A 14,485-nucleotide genomic window follows, 5' to 3' on the forward strand; every position below is an offset into this window, starting at 1 on the left:
TGTGCCTGGAGGGCCGCTCGAACCTGACGCACCTCCGTGCGCTGTGGCCCGGTCCAGGTTGGTGTGTCACGTGTGCCTGCGGGGCCGCTCGAACTTGACACACTTGGCCCACTGCTCAGCCCCGCCGAGCCGCCCTGGCCGCGATCCACAGCGCGATCCCGGCGTGCGCCGACCAGGCTGCTGTCCGGACCCAGTTGGTGGAGACCAGACGCCGGATGGCCTCGAGGTCGATCCCGTCTGACAGGCGCCCATGCTCCGGCACGGCCAAGCCGACCGTGGCCAGCACCGCCACCCCAGCGGCCGCGAGACCGGCCAGCGGAAGGACCCGTCCGACTCCGTCCGGTGGGTCAGCGACCAAGGCCAGCGAACTGAGCCCCTCCACCGCCCAGGGCAGCAGGATCACCAGGCTGATGCGGCGCTGGTGCTCGGCCATGTAGGCCACGAACGTTCCCTCGCCAACCTGCTCGAACAGGGGGTAGTGGACGACCTGGATCGTCCAGATCATCCCGGCCATGAAGACCGACGAGGCCACGTTGGCCAGGACCACCGGCTTCACGACGAGCTACTTGCCGAGGACCTGCCGCAGACCAGCCGCCAGATTCGCGAACTGGAAGGTGTACCCGTCCTTCTCCGTCCGCTGCGGTTCGACTCGTTGGGAGTGGAACAGCAGCGCGTCGGCCAACTCGCCCAGGATGAGCTTCGGGCCGAACTTCGGCACCGGCAGGAACGTCGGTCGGCCGAGTACGTCGCCGAGGACCTCGGTGAACTCGGCATTGGTCGTCGGGTTGGGCGCCGTGAGGTTGTACGCGCCGTCGGCGTCCTCGTTCTCGAGCATCCAGCGGATCGCTCCCGACACGTCGTCGATCGTGATCCATGACCACCACTGCTCGCCGGAGCCGAACTTCCCCCCGACCCCCAGCTTGAACAAGGGGAGCATCTTCTGCAGGGCGCCACCGTCCGGATCCAGCACGATCCCAGTGCGCGGGTGGCACACCCGGATCCCGGCCTCACGCGCCGGGTCTGCGGCCGCCTCCCACGCCACGACCACATCGGCCAGGAAGTCGTCCCCAGGTGGCGAGGACTCGGTCAGCACCGTGTCGCCGGCATCGCCGTAGTAGCCGATCGCGCTGGCGCTGACCAGCACCTTCGGGCCACCATCAGCAGCCGCCATCGCCGTGGTCAGCGTGGTCGTTCCGTTGACGCGGCTCTCACGAATCCGTCGCTTCCGGGCGTCGGTCCACCGGCCCGCACCGATTGGCTCACCGGCCAGGTGGACGACGGCGTCCACACCCCGGAGCGCGGCAGGGTCCAGTGGCCCCGTCGTACTCCAGACGATGTCAGAGCCCGTCGGGTTGCTCCGGACCATGCGGATGGGCTGGTGCCCGTCCGAGAGAAGGTCCGCCACGAGGCGCTCTCCGATGAGGCCGGTGGATCCGGTGATGGCGATCTTCATGCTGCGCTGCTTTCGTGGTGGGCTGGGCGAGCGGCCGAGCAGGGTTCAGCGCCGATGGAGGCTGCCCAGACCGGCGTCGACGGCCAGGACCTGGCCGGTCACCACCCGCTGGACCGGGTCGAGCAGCCAGGCGATGGCGCTCGCCACCTCCTCGGGCTGGGCGATCGTCCCCATGGGGTGGAGGTTCTCGCTGGCCTTGCGGGCGGTGTCGGTGGCCAGCAGCTTGCTGGTCAAGGCCGTCTCGGTCATGCCGGGAGCGACCGCGTTGACGCGGATCCCCTTGTCGGCGTAGGAGGATGCCGAGGCACGTGCCAGCGCTTCGACCCCACCTTTGGCGGCGGCGATCGCGTCGTGGTGCCGCATCCCGGTCCGGGCCACAGCGGACGACATGAGGACGATCGACCCACCGCTCCGTGCCGTGACCAACGACCCGGCGGCCGCGCGGACGACGTTGAAGGCCGTCAGCAGACTCGCGTTGATGGTGTCGCTGAACTCCTCCGGTGAGGTTCGGTGGGCCGGCTTGAGCAGCAACGAGCCGGCCAGGTTCACCGCCCCGGTTATCTCCCCGGCCTCCTCGAACAGTGCGTCGACCGCTTCCGGGTCCGTGGCGTCGCAGACAACAGACGTGGCACCCACCTCGCTGGCCAACTCATCAAGTGGCTCCTTGGTTCGTCCGGCCAGGGTGAGTGTGGCTCCGGACTTGGCGAGACGGCGGACCAGTTCCGACCCGATGCCACCTGCTGCTCCGACGATGACGACTGACTGTTGTTCGCTCATGGGGGAGGGGTACCCCGCCCGAGGTCTCGGTATCCACGCCTCGATGAGGGCGGGCCCCGTAGCACCGCTCGGACGGCGCGCCTAAGCTACGTGGGCCACGCGCCCCTGTAGTCCAACTGGCAGAGACACACGACTCAAACTCGTGCAAGTGTGGGTTCGAATCCCACCGGGGGTACCCACAACACGGAAGGCCTTCCTGCGAATGACCGACGTCGCTGACGCACCGATCCGGGTCCTGATCGCCGAGGACGAGGCACTGATCCGCCTCGACCTCAAGGAGATGCTGGTCGAGGAGGGCTTCGAGGTCGTTGCCGAGGTCAGTGACGGCGCCACGGCCGTCCGGATGGCGCGGGAGTTGCAGCCGGACCTGTGCATCCTCGACGTCAAGATGCCGGTCATGGACGGCATCCAGGCCGCAGACCAGATCACGGGTGAGCGGCTCTCGGCCGTGCTCATCCTGACAGCCTTCAGCCAGCGCGATCTGATCGAGCAGGCACGTCGCGCAGGGGCCATGGCGTACCTGGTCAAGCCCTTCCAGAAGCACGACCTGCTGCCTGCGATCGAGATCGCCGCAGGCCGGTTCAAGGACCTGAAGGGGCTCGAGGCGGAGGTCGGGACCTTGACCGACCGGCTCGAGGCCCGCAAGGTTGTGGAGAAGGCCAAGGGTGTCCTCATGGAGACGGAGGGCATGACCGAAGCCGCTGCATTCCGCCACCTACAGAAGGCCGCCATGGAGCAGCGGCTGACCATGAAGATCATCGCGGAACAGGTCATCAACGACCACGCTGACGCCGCAGGCTGACGCCCTACGACTGTCGTAGGAGGTTTCTGGGAAGTCTCCGCATCGGGCCGATAGCATTCGCCATCAAATTCCATGTGAAGGGACACGCAATGAAGATCGAACGTTTCCGCTGGCTCATCGCCCTGATGACGCTGCTCGCTCTGACGGCCGCCGCCTGTGCGTCGGACGATGACGGAGATGCCGAGGTGGAGGAGTCGGCCGACGAGGCCAGCGCGGCAGTCGACGACGTCGAGGCATCGGCCGACGAGGCCATGGAGGACGCCGAGGAGGCCGCCTCCTCGGGTGACCTCGGGCTCCTCGAGGAGGGTCAGCTCCTCGTGGGCTCCGACATCGCCTTCGAGCCGTTCGAGAGCATCGTGGATGGCGAGCCAGTTGGGTTCGACATCGACTTGATGGACGAAATCGCTTCTCGGATCGGTGTCGAGGTGGAGTACCAGAACACACCGTTCGACACCATCTTCACGCAGCTGGCTGGTGGTTCCTTCGACGCCATCATCTCAGCCATCACCATCACCGACGAACGCGACGAGACCATCGACTTCTCCGACCCCTACTTCGCCGCCAACCAGGGTCTGGCGACGCTCGAGGGCTCTGAGATCACGGGCGTCGGCGACCTCACCGCCGACACGACGATCGCGGTCCAGTCCGGGACGACGGGTGCTGACTACGCACTTGAGAACTTCGCGGACAGCTCCATCCAGGAGTTCCCGACCTCCGTCGACGCGTTTGCCGCGTTGGCCAGCGAGTCGGTGGATGCGGTCTTCATCGACCTCCCCGTCGTCGGCGGTCAGGTCGAGGCTGGGACGGCCGTGCTTGCCGAGGAGGTCAACACCGACGAGCTGTATGGCATCGGGGTCGGTGAGGGCAACACCGGTCTGGCCACCGCCATCAACGAGGCCCTGGCCGGCATCATCGAAGACGGAACCTACGCCGAGATCTACGGCACCTGGTTCGAGGGCGACGTCCCGGAGCAGTTCGCCAGCTAGGGAATCGCCAGCTAGGCAAGAGCCTGCGCCCCACCCGTGACCGGGTGGGGCGTCGCTGTTTTCGCGGCTGTTGCGTCGGCAGGTGTCTCCGGAAACACATCTGTGCGAGAGTGCGCATCGGACCACGTCCCGAGGTGGTCCAGTGAGGATCGGATGACCATGACCGACACTGCGCAGCAACCACCAGCCATGCTGGATCGTCCCGACCGGGTGACGCCGAGCGGCGGGGACACGGCGCCGAAGATCGCCCTTGCACTGGGCGCCTTCACGCTGATCGCCGCACCGGTCGTCATCTTCGTCGTCAACGTCGGCATCGCTGGCGCCCTGGTGCCCATCGCGGGAGTTGCAGCCTGGTGGGTCGCCACGCAGTACGGCCGTCGGATCGACTACAGCCCGCCTGGGGACGGCACCATGCGCCAAGCCACGATGGGCAAGCAGGCGGGCCTGGCTGGACTTGCCATCTTCGTCGTGGGCGGGCTGATCTCGTGGTCGCTCAGCAGTTCCGAGCAACTGTCCACGCTCCAGACGCTCTTCTTCGACCTCGGCTTCATGGCAGACGCGCTGCCGACCATGTTCTTCGAGGGGCTCAAGGTGACGATGATCGCGTGGATCATCGCCACGGTGATGGGTCAGATCCTCGGGACGATCCTCGCTCTGATGCGCATCTCGCGGGTGTGGCTGATCAGGAACTTCGCCGTTCTGTACATCGACATCTTCCGCGGGTTGCCGGCAATCCTGACCATCGTCCTCATCGGATTTGCACTGCCCTTGGCGGGTATCCGTCCGGTCGGGAACAACCCCATCTTCAAGGCTGCGTTCGCCCTCGGGCTTGTCGCGACGGCCTACGTCGGGGAGATCGTCCGATCAGGCATCCAGTCGATCGATGAGGGACAGATGGAGGCGGCGAGGTCGCTCGGCATGCCACATCGGGAGGCCATGCGGTTGGTGATCGTGCCGCAGGGGCTCCGGCGGGTGGTCCCGCCGTTGACCAACGAGTACATCGCGCTGCTGAAGGACACGTCACTGATCTTCGTGGTTGGGCTCGCAGCCAACGCAACGAGCTTCTTCGAGGGCCGCGACCTGTACCGCGTGGGCACCAACTTGGCCCAGCAGAACGGCAACTACTCAGCTGTGGTGCTGGCTGGGATCTTCTATCTGCTGCTCACGGTTCCGCTCACAAGACTGACCAACTACCTCGACGACCGATTGCGGGAAGGACGAAAAGCCGAGGCCCGCCAGAAGGGCGGCGAAGACGACGACCCGCTGGAACCTGGGCTGGGCATGACCAATGCTGGGGGAGTCTAAGGTGAGCACCCCACGAGTGGAACTGCGCAACCTCCAGAAGTCCTTCGGGTCCCTCAAGGTTCTGACCGGTATCGATCTCGAGATCCCGGCCGGTGAGGTGGTCGTCGTGGTCGGGCCGTCCGGCTCCGGGAAGTCGACCATGCTCCGGTGTGTCAACCTCCTCGAGGAGCCGACTGGGGGTCAGGTGCTGCTCGACGGCATCGACATCACCGAGGACGGCGTCAACGTCGACCGCATGCGCCAGCGCTGCGGCATGGTCTTCCAGCACTTCAACCTCTTCCCGCACATGACCGTCCTCGGCAACGTCACGGTCGCGCTTCGCAAGGTCAAGGACATGTCGAAGTCGGAGGCCAACGAGATCGGGATGGCCCGGCTCTCCGAGGTGGGTCTGGCCGAGAAGGCCGACGTCCGCCCCGCGCAGCTCTCCGGCGGGCAGAAGCAGCGCGTCGCGATGGCCCGCGCGCTGGCCATGGAGCCCGAGGTGATGCTCTTCGACGAGGTCACCTCCGCGCTCGACCCCGAACTGGTCAAGGGCGTCCTGGACGTCATGACCGATCTGGCCAGCCAGGGCATGACCATGATGGTCGTCACGCACGAGATGGGCTTTGCCCGCGAGGTCGCCGACCGCGTGATCTTCATGGACGGCGGCGTGATCGTCGAGGATGGCCCGCCCCTCGAGATCATGGAGAACCCGCAGAGCGATCGCCTCAAGGAGTTCCTCAGCCAGGTCCTGTGAGTTACACGCACGACACCACGTGTCCTTCCATCGGGAGTATGCTGCCGACCACTCGCCACGCGTGACCTCGCGTGATGAGACCCAACACAAGGTGAGTTACGTGGTTGCTGTGGAGTGGAAGCGAGCGGTTGCGCTCATCGCGACCGTCCTGGTCGCGGTCGGCATCGCCTGGGCGCCCTCGGCGTTGGCCCAGGACGAGGAACCGGCCGAGCAGGCGCTGGCCCGTGTGTTCAGTGGCGCCGGCCAGGACCAGGAGCGGATACCAAACGTCGGCATCACGGTCATCGATGCGGAGGGAGCGGAGATCGGTTCAGCCCTCACCGATGACAACGGTGAGGCCCTGATCGACCTCCCCGGCCCCGGTGAGTACACCATCCAGATGGACGCCACCACCCTGCCCGAGGGCCTGACGCCCCGGAACGAGACCACCGAGCGGACCCAGACCGTCCAGCCCGGTCGGCAGGCCAACGCGCTGTTCCCGCTGGACGGCGAAGGCACGGGTGGGGCGGGCGGCGGTGCGTTCGCGAACAAGCTGAGCCGCGTCCCCCAGCTCTTCGTCGACGGCATCAAGCTGGGGTTCATCATCGCCATCAGCGCGATCGGCCTGTCGCTGATCTTCGGGGTCACCGGACTGGTGAACTTCGCCCACGGCGAGCTCGTCACCCTCGGGGCCGTCGTGGCCTTCTTCATCAACGCCTCGCCGGCGGGGCCCGGCGTCCACCTCGTCTTCGCCGGCGTGGTCGCCATCATCATCGGCGGCATCTTCGGCGGCGGCCTGGAGTCCGCCGTCTGGGCGCCACTGCGCAGTCGTGGGGTCGGGCTCATCGCGATGCTCGTGATCTCGATCGGGCTGTCGTTCATCATCCGCAACGTCATCCTCATCGCCTACGGCGGCGACACCCGGCCGTTCACCAACTACAACATCCAGGAGCAGATCAGCCTCTTCGGCATCCGCATCGTCCCCCGTGACCTCGGAATCATCGTGATCAGCACGGTCGTGCTCGTCGGCATCGGGCTGATGCTCCAACGCACGAAGATCGGCAAGGCCATGCGGGCCGTGTCGGACAACCGGGACCTGGCTGAGTCCTCGGGTATCAACGTCAACCGGGTCATCCAGTTCGTGTGGGTCCTCGGCGGTGGCCTCTCGGCGCTCGGCGGCGTGCTGCTCGGCTCGACGGAGCAGGTGAACGTCAACATGGGCTTCAATCTGCTCCTGCTGATGTTCGCCGGGGTGATCCTGGGCGGCATCGGCACGGCGTACGGCGCGATGCTCGGCTCCCTCGTCGTGGGGGTCATCAGCCAGGTGTCCACCGCCTTCTTCAGCGTCCAGCTGAAGTTCGTGTGGGCCCTCCTCATCCTGATCCTGGTCCTGCTGGTCAAACCCCAGGGGATCCTGGGACGAGCTGAACGTTTCGGATAGGGCGGCGCACGCATGGAACTGACCAACGTCCTGTACGACGGCCTGCGGGCCGGCCTCGGTGTCGAAGCCGTCGTCTTCGCGCTGGCCGCCATCGGCCTCAACATCCACTTCGGCTACACCGGCCTGCTCAACTTCGGGCAGGTCGGGTTCATGCTCGTCGGTGCCTACGGCGTGGCGATCATGGCCCGGGCCTGCCCCGACGAAGCCGCCACCCAGACGGCGGCCGACCAGATCGGCCCCTGTGGCCAGCCGCTGATCTTCGGGGTCATCCTCGGCATCGTCCTGGCGGTGGTGCTCGCCCTGCTGCTCGGGGTCCCGACCCTCCGGTTGCGCAGCGACTACCTCGCGATCACGACCATCGCGGCCGCCGAGATCCTCCGATTCCTGTTCCGCTCCGACACCTTCCAGCCACTGACCAACTCGGTGTTCGGGATCCAGCAGTTCGCCGACGACTTCTTCGCCATCAACCCGATCCCGGCCGGACGGTACTTCGGGCAACTCAACTACTCCTCCCAGCAGCTGTGGACCATGACGGTCGGCTGGGGCCTGGTGCTGGTGCTGGTGGCCTGGACCTATCTGCTCATGCGCTCGCCCTGGGGGCGGGTGCTCAAGTCGATCCGCGAGGACGAGGACGCCGCCCGGGCGCTGGGCAAGAACGTCTTCAGCTACAAGATGCAGGCCCTGATCCTGGGCGGTGTCTTCGGCGCGTTCGGTGGGATGTTCCTGGCCATCGGAACCCAGGCCGTCGCACCCGACACCTACATCCCGGTCCGCACCTTCTTCGCCTACGTCATCATCATCCTGGGTGGCACCGGGACCATCTGGGGTCCGGTGGTCGGCAGCTTCCTGTTCCTGTTCATCACCTCGGGCCTCGAGACGCTGATCCGTGAGCTGATCACCGAGGGCATCATCCCGGACTCCGTGATCGCCCTGCCCGAGGTCGGACCCATCCGGTTCATCATGGTCGGCCTGATGCTGGCGCTGCTCATGGCGTTCAGACCCCAGGGGATCTTCGGCAACCGAGAGGAGATGCTGCTCGATGCCCGCTGAGACCGAGTCGGACGCGCCGGCGGAGGTGAACCCGCTCACGCGGGAGTCCCAGGCCGCCATGACCTCCGTCGCACCGGAGGCTGGCGTGGCCAAGCCGGACCCGGCCCTCATCGTGGACGGCGTCACGCGACGGTTCGGCGGTCTGACCGCCGTCGACGTCGACCATCTGGAGATCCAGCGGGGTCTGATCACCGCCCTGATCGGACCAAACGGAGCCGGCAAGACGACCTTCTTCAACCTGATGACCGGGTTCGACGAGCCCAGTGAGGGCAGCTGGTCCTTCGACGGCCACGACCTGGGGGGTGTGGCCGCCCACAAGGTCGCCAAGTACGGGATGGTCCGAACGTTTCAGCTGACCAAGTCCCTCAACCGCATGAGCGTGATCGAGAACATGCGGCTGGCCGGCACCGGTCAGACCGGCGAGCGGTTCCTGCCGGCGATCATGCCGTGGACCTGGGCGAAGCAGGAGGATGCGATCACGGAGCGGGCCGATGATCTGCTGGCCCGCTTCAAGCTCGACACCAAGCGGGAGGATCTGGCCGGAACGCTCTCCGGGGGCCAGCGCAAGCTGCTCGAGATGGCTCGCGCCCTCATGGTCGAACCGAGCCTGGTCTGCCTCGACGAGCCAATGGCCGGCGTCAACCCGGCGCTCGTCCAGTCCCTGCTCGGCCACGTCAAGAGCTTGCGGGATGAGCTCGGCATGACCGTGGTCTTCGTCGAGCACGACATGGATGTGGTCATGGACATCTCCGACTGGGTGGTCGTGATGGCTGAGGGGCGGGTGATCGCCGAGGGGCCCCCGGAGTCGATCGGGAAGAACGAGACGGTCATCCAGGCCTACCTGGGCGGGGCCGAGGGTCAGGGCGAGATCTCCCTGTCCGACATCGATGACGAGGACGACTCATGAGCGACCAGGACACCCGCCAGCACGCGCAGGTCCTGTCCGAGGCCGGCACCCCGCCGACGCCGGAGGAGTCCATACTGTTCGCCGAGGATCTCGTGGCCGGCTACCTGCCGGGCGTCGACATCCTGAACGGCTGCAACCTGCACGTCCGCAAGGGAGAACTGGTCGGCATCATCGGACCCAACGGTGCCGGCAAGTCGACCCTGATCAAGTCCATGTTCGGGTTGGTCGAGGTCCGGGACGGACGGGTGGTGCTCGCCGGCGAGGAGATCACCGGCATGAGCGCGCACGAACTGGTCGACCACGGTGTCGGGTACGTCCCCCAGACCAACAACGTCTTCCCGTCGTTGTCCATCGAGGAGAATCTCGAGATGGGCGTGTACCTCAAGCCCTCGCTGTTCAAGGAGCGGTTCGACTTCGTGGTTGGGCTGTTCCCGAAGCTCGGCACCCGGCGGAAGCAGCAGGCTGGGTCGTTGTCCGGCGGTGAGCGTCAGATGGTTGCGATGGGTCGGGCGCTGATGATGGATCCGGGTGTGCTCATGCTGGATGAACCCTCGGCCGGTCTGTCGCCGGCCAACCAGGGGGTCGTCTTCCACCGGGTGAAGCAGATCAACGACGCTGGCGTGACGATCGTGATGGTGGAGCAGAACGCCCAGCAGTGCCTGCGCATCTGCGACCGCGGGTACGTGCTCGACCAGGGGCGCGACGCGTACACGGGGACGGGCGACGAGCTGCTGAGCGACCCGAAGGTCATCGAGTTGTACCTGGGAACCCTGGCCAAGAACGAGTAGGGCACCGCTACTGTCGACCTGGTGAGCGACCCCGTGAACGACCCTGTGAGCGACGACCCCCACTCCCGCGGCGGCCCGCCGACCTACCGCCAGCCCGGCGCCGCCGAGCCCAGCCACGCCGAACGGACGCGCACGCTGCTGGCGGGCTCCACCGACGGGACGCTCGCCACGATCGCCCTCGACCCGGCGGGCCATCCGTTCGGCTCGATCGTCACGTTCGCGGTCGATGCGGACGGGGCGCCGCTCATCCTGATGAGCAGCATGGCGGAGCACGCCCGCAACCTCGACGCCGACTGTCGGGCTTCCCTGCTGGTGAGCGCGACGGGCGAGGGCGCCGGCCGACTTGCCGCCGCCCGAGCAACGTTGGTCGGGGAGGTCCATCCGGTCCCTGAGGCTGAGCAGGAACGCGCCACGCAGACCTACCTTGACACACACCCCGCGGCGTTCTGGGCCCGCTTCCCCGACTTCGCGGTTCGCCGTCTTGGCGTCTCGGCCATCCGGTACGTCCGCGGGTTCGGCGAGATGAGCTGGGTCGATGTCGCGGGCTACCCGACTGCGAAGCCCGATCCGGTTGCACCTGCCGAGGCCGGCATCGTGGCGCACATGAACGCCGACCACGGCGAGTCACTGGTGGAGATGACCCGAGCCTTCCTGGACGTGCCGGGCAGCATCGGTGAGGTCTCGATGCTGTCGTGTGACCGGTACGGCTTCGAGGTGCAGATCGCCGTCGACGACCATCCCGAGGGGCATGAGGTGGCCTTCGGTCGCATCGGGTTCGGCGAGCCGCTCCAAGCCGCCGATGAGGCCCGGACGGCCATGGTCGAACTGGTCAGGCAGGCGCGAGCGGCCTGAGCAGGCGCTCCGTTCCACGTCGCGCGGGTGGCGACCAGGCCGTTTGACTAGGCCGGCGCTGCGTCGCTGGCCAGCGCCAGGCCCTGCTCGAAGGTGGCTTGGTCGATCTGGCCGGAGTAGCGCGCGACGATCTGACCGTCCGCGTTGGTGAAGGCCCACATCGGTGTACCGGACAGGCCCCAGCTCTCTGCGGTGGTCTCGTCGCCGTCGTAGATCACGGGCCCGGGGAAGTCCTCGCCGGCCAGCCACTCATCCGGTGGCCAGTTCGACCGGGCCGGGTCCTGCAGGGTCGACACGCCCACCAGTTGGACGTCATCCGGGATCACGCCGTCCGCTGCCCACTGGGTGATCAGCGGCACCTCTTCCTGGCAGTGGGGGCACCAGTGCGCCAGGAACACCACGGCCTGGGCCTGACCGGGCTCGCCGATGGTGACCGGGGTGCCGTCCGCGTCGAAGCCCTCGACGACGGGCGCCGGTGATCCGACGGCCGCATCAGCCGCGCCCTGCGCGCTGACCTGGGGGAGCGCTGCAGCGTCGCCGTCGACGGTGGCCGTCTCGATGCCGAGCGTGGGGTCGCTGCCCTGGACCAGGACGAAGCCGAGGACGCCGACCAGGGCGATGGCGCCGATGACACCGAGCACCTTCAGGAGGGTCTGCTTGGTGCCCCGCTTCGCCGCTTCTGCCTGCTCGGCGGCCAGCCGCTCAGCTCGACGAGCTTTCTGTCTGGCGCGCTTGGAGTTGTCCCCGTCAGTGGGGTCGACGTCGCTGTTCTTCAGGTCGCTGCTCATGATGGGATGCTCTCGCTTGTCAGGTCTCGGGTGTCGTGTTCAGGGGTCGTCGGAGTGACGCCGCCCGTTCCGCGGGTGATGCCCCAGAGCACCAGCACCGCCAGGAAGGCAATGCCGGCCATGGTGGGGATGGTCAGGAAGCCGAACCGCTCGATGATGATCGCCGAGCAGGGGTTGTCGGGGTCACAGGACCCCTGGGACACCGGGAGGCGTTGGATGATGACGTGCCAGATGCTGGTAGCCAGGCCGAGCCCGGCGAGCGGGGCGGCGTAGCGGAAGGCCTCCGTCGCTGGTCGACGGGCCAGGAGCCCCACCAGCAAGATCACCGCCACGGGGTACATGAAGATCCGTTGAGCCCAGCACAGCTCGCAGGGCACGTAGCCAGCAACCTCGGAGAGGTAGAGGCTGCCAGCGGTTGCCGTGCCGGTGATGGCGGCGGCCGCACCAACGGCATGCGGCTGGACCGCGGCACGAAACCTCGGCGAGGCAAGCGTTGCACCCAGGCCGACGAGGACCGCCACGGCGAGCAGCGCGAAGACCTGGGTGAGGAACAGCGTCATCATCATCCAGTCTGAGTGATCGACCGACCGACGTCAGAGCTGAAGACCCGCTCCAGCGACAATAGTTGGCAAAGTTCAGGCCATGGAGTGCTATCGTGACCGGGTAGATGCGCAGCCTCCTTCTCCTTGGTCGCCGCGGCGAGACCTCCTAAGACCGGTCACTCGCCCGCGGAGCATCCAGGCGCGCCGGTCGCACACCACCCCGAATCAACACACACCAGTCGGTGTCCGGGGCCCAGCAGGACCACCGCAGCACGACCACCGCGAGCGCCAGTAGGAGAGCAGCCATGAAGAACACCCAGCAGCCGTCGGGCATGCCGATCGGCCGGTATGTCCCCTTCCACGACCAGATCACCGTCGATGTGCCAGATCGCACCTGGCCCTCGAAGCGGATCGAGACCGCACCCCGGTGGTGCGCTGTCGACCTCCGGGACGGCAACCAGGCGCTGATCGACCCCATGAGTCCCGAGCGCAAGCGTCGCATGTTCGACCTGCTCGTCCGCATGGGCTACAAGGAGATCGAGGTCGGGTTCCCCGCCGCCAGCCAGACCGACTTCGACTTCGTCCGCGACCTGATCGCCGACGACGCCATCCCGGACGACGTGACGATCCAGGTCCTGACGCAGTGCCGCGACGAGTTGATCGAGCGGACCTTCGACGCCATCGAGGGTGCCGACCGCGCGATCGTGCACTTCTACAACTCCACCTCGACGCTCCAGCGTCGTGTGGTGTTCGGCACCGACATGGACGGCATCACCGACATCGCCCTGAACGGTGCGCGGCTCGTGAAGAAGCTGGCCGAGCGGAGCGACGCCGACATCTCCTTCGAGTACAGCCCCGAGTCCTACACCGGCACCGAACTCGAGTTCGCCGCCCGGATCTCCAACGCTGTGCTGGCGGTCATGGAGCCCTCGCAGGATCACAAGATGATCATCAACCTGCCGGCAACCGTGGAGATGGCGACGCCGAACGTCTACGCCGACTCGATCGAGTGGATGAACGCCAACCTGGCCCAGCGGGACTCCGTCATCCTGAGCCTGCACCCGCACAACGATCGCGGGACAGCCGTCGCCGCGGCGGAGCTCGGCTACCTGGCCGGCGCAGACCGGATCGAGGGGTGCCTGTTCGGCAACGGGGAGCGCACCGGCAACGTGTGCCTGGTCACCCTCGGCCTCAACCTCTTCAGCCAGGGGATCGACCCTCAGATCGACTTCAGCGACATCGACGAGATCCGCCGGACCGTCGAGTACTGCAATCAACTGGGCGTGCACGAACGCCACCCCTACGGCGGCGACCTGGTCTACACCGCGTTCAGCGGCAGTCACCAGGACGCCATCAAGAAGGGGTTCGAGCACATGGACATCGACGCCGCGGCGGACGGTGTGTCCGTGGCCGATGCCACGTGGGCGGTGCCGTACCTGCCGATCGATCCGAAGGACGTCGGCCGGACCTACGAAGCGGTCATCCGGGTCAACAGCCAGTCCGGCAAGGGCGGCGTCGCCTACGTGATGCGCAACGAGTACTCCTTCGACCTGCCCCGCCGCCTGCAGATCGAGTTCAGCGGCGTCATCCAGGCTCACACCGACGCCCACGGGGGTGAGGTGACGCCCGCGACCATGATGCAGATCTTCACCGACGAGTACCTGCCCACCGACCCGGGTGAGGAGGGGTCATGGGGCCGCTATCGCGTCAACGGCTACACCCAGGAGAGCTCCAGTGATGCGGGCGACAAACTGGCGGTCCACCTGTTCGAGGACGGCGAGAAGATCCTGGTCGAGGGCGAGGGCAACGGGCCCATCAACGCCTTCGTCACCGCCCTCCAGGGCCGGGGCGTCGACCTGCGTGTCCTGGACTACACCGAACACGCGCTCAGCGCCGGTGGTGACGCCAGCGCGGCCGCCTACGTCGAGTGCCAGTTCGGCGACGACATCATGTGGGGCGTCGGCGTCGACCCCAACATCGTCCGTGCTTCGCTGAAGGCCATCATCAGCGCGGTCAACCGGTCGCAACGGCGCTCGTCGGACTGACGGCCGGCGCCTGTCCGCCGGATCGAGCTGCCGG

15 protein-coding genes and 1 tRNA gene are annotated in these 14,485 nt (G+C 67.0%); 11 read left to right on the forward strand and 5 right to left on the reverse strand.

From position 1 onward, the window contains the following. Positions 1–115: 115 nt before the first annotated feature. The 3 genes from C1746_RS17880 to C1746_RS17890 are packed head-to-tail and all read right to left on the reverse strand — an operon-like array spanning position 116 to position 2,230. Positions 116–556 carry a hypothetical protein gene (locus tag C1746_RS17880; RefSeq protein ID WP_116716110.1) on the reverse strand — a complete coding sequence of 147 codons (441 nt, stop codon included), beginning with the start codon at positions 554–556 and terminating at the stop codon, positions 116–118. 6 nt (positions 557–562) lie between these two features. Next, complete coding sequence (locus tag C1746_RS17885; protein WP_116716111.1) at positions 563–1,453, reverse strand: TIGR01777 family oxidoreductase; 891 nt, start codon at positions 1,451–1,453, stop codon at positions 563–565. Positions 1,454–1,498: 45 nt separating this feature from the next. Continuing rightward, positions 1,499–2,230: an SDR family NAD(P)-dependent oxidoreductase gene (locus C1746_RS17890; RefSeq protein WP_116716112.1), complete on the reverse strand. Its 732-nt coding sequence runs from the start codon at positions 2,228–2,230 to the stop codon at positions 1,499–1,501. Positions 2,231–2,331: 101 nt separating this feature from the next. On the opposite strand from C1746_RS17890, the gene C1746_RS17895 reads away from it, so the two are divergent. From C1746_RS17895 to C1746_RS17940, 10 genes are all read left to right on the forward strand, one after another. Beyond that, positions 2,332–2,405 (forward strand) — tRNA-Leu (locus tag C1746_RS17895). Between the two features lie 27 nt (positions 2,406–2,432). Beyond that, on the forward strand, positions 2,433–3,032 hold the full coding sequence (locus tag C1746_RS17900; protein WP_116716113.1) for an ANTAR domain-containing response regulator: 600 nt from the start codon (positions 2,433–2,435) through the stop codon (positions 3,030–3,032). Positions 3,033–3,121: 89 nt separating this feature from the next. Further along, positions 3,122–4,018 carry a transporter substrate-binding domain-containing protein gene (locus tag C1746_RS17905; protein ID WP_116716114.1) on the forward strand — a complete coding sequence of 299 codons (897 nt, stop codon included), beginning with the start codon at positions 3,122–3,124 and terminating at the stop codon, positions 4,016–4,018. Between the two features lie 159 nt (positions 4,019–4,177). Then, positions 4,178–5,323 (forward strand): amino acid ABC transporter permease, encoded by a 1,146-nt coding sequence (locus C1746_RS17910; RefSeq protein WP_205711973.1) that lies wholly within the window; start codon positions 4,178–4,180, stop codon positions 5,321–5,323. After that, on the forward strand, positions 5,307–6,059 hold the full coding sequence (locus C1746_RS17915) for an amino acid ABC transporter ATP-binding protein (RefSeq protein ID WP_116716115.1): 753 nt from the start codon (positions 5,307–5,309) through the stop codon (positions 6,057–6,059). The genes C1746_RS17910 and C1746_RS17915 overlap by 17 nt, the downstream gene beginning before the upstream one ends. Positions 6,060–6,150: 91 nt before the next feature. Continuing rightward, positions 6,151–7,479: an ABC transporter permease subunit gene (locus C1746_RS17920; protein WP_162867910.1), complete on the forward strand. Its 1,329-nt coding sequence runs from the start codon at positions 6,151–6,153 to the stop codon at positions 7,477–7,479. 12 nt (positions 7,480–7,491) lie between these two features. After that, on the forward strand, positions 7,492–8,529 hold the full coding sequence (locus C1746_RS17925) for a branched-chain amino acid ABC transporter permease (protein WP_116716117.1): 1,038 nt from the start codon (positions 7,492–7,494) through the stop codon (positions 8,527–8,529). Beyond that, the gene (locus C1746_RS17930; RefSeq protein WP_116716118.1) at positions 8,519–9,436 is read left to right on the forward strand and encodes an ABC transporter ATP-binding protein; all 918 of its coding nucleotides are present in this window, start codon (positions 8,519–8,521) and stop codon (positions 9,434–9,436) included. The genes C1746_RS17925 and C1746_RS17930 overlap by 11 nt, the downstream gene beginning before the upstream one ends. Next, a complete protein-coding gene (locus C1746_RS17935; RefSeq protein ID WP_116716119.1) occupies positions 9,433–10,224 on the forward strand; it encodes an ABC transporter ATP-binding protein in 792 nt (263 codons plus the stop codon). The genes C1746_RS17930 and C1746_RS17935 overlap by 4 nt, the downstream gene beginning before the upstream one ends. A 21-nt stretch (positions 10,225–10,245) precedes the next feature. After that, positions 10,246–11,076, forward strand: coding sequence for a HugZ family pyridoxamine 5'-phosphate oxidase (locus C1746_RS17940; RefSeq protein ID WP_116716120.1), 831 nt, complete (start codon positions 10,246–10,248; stop codon positions 11,074–11,076). 47 nt (positions 11,077–11,123) lie between these two features. Here the strand turns inward: C1746_RS17940 and C1746_RS17945 are convergent, their stop codons facing one another. Continuing rightward, positions 11,124–11,864 (reverse strand): TlpA family protein disulfide reductase, encoded by a 741-nt coding sequence (locus tag C1746_RS17945; protein WP_116716121.1) that lies wholly within the window; start codon positions 11,862–11,864, stop codon positions 11,124–11,126. Beyond that, the gene (locus C1746_RS17950; protein WP_116716229.1) at positions 11,861–12,424 is read right to left on the reverse strand and encodes a disulfide bond formation protein B; all 564 of its coding nucleotides are present in this window, start codon (positions 12,422–12,424) and stop codon (positions 11,861–11,863) included. The genes C1746_RS17945 and C1746_RS17950 overlap by 4 nt, the downstream gene beginning before the upstream one ends. A 287-nt stretch (positions 12,425–12,711) precedes the next feature. Here C1746_RS17950 and leuA point away from each other — a divergent pair, with 287 nt between their 5' ends. After that, a complete protein-coding gene (gene leuA, locus C1746_RS17955) occupies positions 12,712–14,451 on the forward strand; it encodes a 2-isopropylmalate synthase (protein WP_116716122.1) in 1,740 nt (579 codons plus the stop codon). The last annotated feature ends 34 nt before the right edge of the window (positions 14,452–14,485 follow it).

The organism is Euzebya tangerina (genome assembly GCF_003074135.1).
GTDB lineage: Bacteria > Actinomycetota > Nitriliruptoria > Euzebyales > Euzebyaceae > Euzebya > Euzebya tangerina.

Excerpts from the sequence above, each read along its gene's own strand:
- C1746_RS17900 (WP_116716113.1), top strand. The coding sequence starts at position 2,433 with ATGACCGACGTCGCTGACGCACCGATCCGGGTCCTGATCGCCGAGGAC.
- C1746_RS17915 (WP_116716115.1), top strand. The coding sequence starts at position 5,307 with ATGCTGGGGGAGTCTAAGGTGAGCACCCCACGAGTGGAACTGCGCAAC.
- C1746_RS17925 (WP_116716117.1), top strand. The coding sequence starts at position 7,492 with ATGGAACTGACCAACGTCCTGTACGACGGCCTGCGGGCCGGCCTCGGT.
- C1746_RS17885 (WP_116716111.1), bottom strand. The coding sequence starts at position 1,453 with ATGAAGATCGCCATCACCGGATCCACCGGCCTCATCGGAGAGCGCCTC.
- C1746_RS17950 (WP_116716229.1), bottom strand. The coding sequence starts at position 12,424 with ATGACGCTGTTCCTCACCCAGGTCTTCGCGCTGCTCGCCGTGGCGGTC.
- C1746_RS17945 (WP_116716121.1), bottom strand. The coding sequence starts at position 11,864 with ATGAGCAGCGACCTGAAGAACAGCGACGTCGACCCCACTGACGGGGAC.
- C1746_RS17935 (WP_116716119.1), top strand. The coding sequence starts at position 9,433 with ATGAGCGACCAGGACACCCGCCAGCACGCGCAGGTCCTGTCCGAGGCC.
- C1746_RS17910 (WP_205711973.1), top strand. The coding sequence starts at position 4,178 with ATGACCGACACTGCGCAGCAACCACCAGCCATGCTGGATCGTCCCGAC.
- C1746_RS17905 (WP_116716114.1), top strand. The coding sequence starts at position 3,122 with ATGAAGATCGAACGTTTCCGCTGGCTCATCGCCCTGATGACGCTGCTC.
- C1746_RS17890 (WP_116716112.1), bottom strand. The coding sequence starts at position 2,230 with ATGAGCGAACAACAGTCAGTCGTCATCGTCGGAGCAGCAGGTGGCATC.
- C1746_RS17930 (WP_116716118.1), top strand. The coding sequence starts at position 8,519 with ATGCCCGCTGAGACCGAGTCGGACGCGCCGGCGGAGGTGAACCCGCTC.
- leuA (WP_116716122.1), top strand. The coding sequence starts at position 12,712 with ATGAAGAACACCCAGCAGCCGTCGGGCATGCCGATCGGCCGGTATGTC.